Origin of the sequence: Olsenella phocaeensis, assembly GCF_900120385.1 — a bacterium.
Lineage (GTDB): Bacteria > Actinomycetota > Coriobacteriia > Coriobacteriales > Atopobiaceae > Olsenella_I > Olsenella_I phocaeensis.
This window is the reverse complement of sequence record NZ_LT635517.1, coordinates 1-1,149: the sequence shown is the minus strand read 5'-3', so window position 1 is coordinate 1,149 and position 1,149 is coordinate 1. Positions and strand designations below refer to the sequence as shown.

Sequence of the window (1,149 nt, the reverse complement as noted above, 5' to 3'; positions counted from 1 at the left end):
GTCCTCTACCACGACAACGCGGGCATCTACGGCTCCGTGAGGCTCTACAGGCCCGACGGCAAGACCTTCTACATGAGCACGTACAAGAACGCGACGGACCTCTGGGCGCAGCTGTCGTACAAGGCCATGACCATCAGCGGGACGCGCGTGACCCTCGCGACCGTGCAGGGCCAGGCGCAGCGCGGCTACGCGAACATCCCCTGCAAGTCGGGCTACAGCGTCGGGGGCGACCACAGCGCCGACTACCTCACGGTCGTGCGGGTCGAGGGATACAGGTACTAGGGAGGCACGCATGCTCTACGGGGTACTGAGCGACGGGACGGTGACGCTCGCCGTCCCGAGCGAGGGGAAGCCGGTGATCGAGTCCGTCGAGCCCGAGGCGCCGGAGGGCTACGTCTCGACGATGGGCTGGAAGGAGACGGACACCGAGATCAGGCAGACGTGGGCGCTTGGCCTCTCGGACGACGCCAGGAGGCTCAGGGATGAGATAGAGGCGCTCCCCGACGACGTGGCGGCACTGATACCGTCCGCGTACGGGCGATTCGAGGAGGGGAGGACGTACGGGAGGGGAGAGCGCTTCAGGGTCGGCGAGACGCTCTACAGGGCGCTGCAGGACTACGACTCGAGGGCGTGGCCCGACCCGTCGGCGGTCCCGGCCCTGGTGACCAGGGTCAGCCCCGGGCAGTCCGGCGAGGTCGGCAAGTGGGTCCAGCCCACGAACGAGTCGCCCTACATGAGGGGCGACAGGGCGGAGAACCTCGGGAAGATCTGGGAGTCGACCATCGACGACAACGTGTGGGAGCCCGGGGCGCCAGGCGTCGACGAGCGCTACTGGAAGTGCGTCGCGGACGCGTAAGGGGATTGATGAGCCCACTGACGTTCGAGCAGCTCGTGGCGCTGCTCTCGGTCGTCTTCGCCGCCGCCACGATCGCGCTCACCATCCGCCGGGACGGAATGGGGGAGCGCGAGAGGCAGGCGGCCAGGGCGGCCGAGCAGCAGGTCGTCACCGACCAGCTCGCGAACATCACCGACATGGCGCGCGAGACGCGCGACACCGTGCGCGACATGAGCCGACAGCTCACCGACCACAGCCGGGAGCTGGCGCGCGTCGAGCAGCGCATGGACGACTACGGGCGGCGCATCGAGGCC

Annotated in this window: 3 protein-coding genes; all 3 read left to right on the top strand. The window is 68.8% G+C overall.

Going from position 1 to position 1,149, the window contains the following annotated elements; translation table 11 throughout:
- On the top strand, positions 1–282 hold a 282-nt coding region (locus BQ7388_RS12495), incomplete at its 5' end, for a hypothetical protein (protein WP_159430849.1).
- 10 nt (positions 283–292) lie between these two features.
- On the top strand, positions 293–856 hold the full coding sequence (locus BQ7388_RS10630; protein WP_072500641.1) for a hypothetical protein: 564 nt from the start codon (positions 293–295) through the stop codon (positions 854–856).
- A gap of 8 nt (positions 857–864) precedes the next feature.
- Positions 865–1,149 (top strand): hypothetical protein (locus BQ7388_RS10625; protein ID WP_129583265.1); only part of this gene is annotated, 285 nt, incomplete at its 3' end.

Excerpts from the sequence above, each read along its gene's own strand:
- BQ7388_RS10630 (WP_072500641.1), top strand. The coding sequence starts at position 293 with ATGCTCTACGGGGTACTGAGCGACGGGACGGTGACGCTCGCCGTCCCG.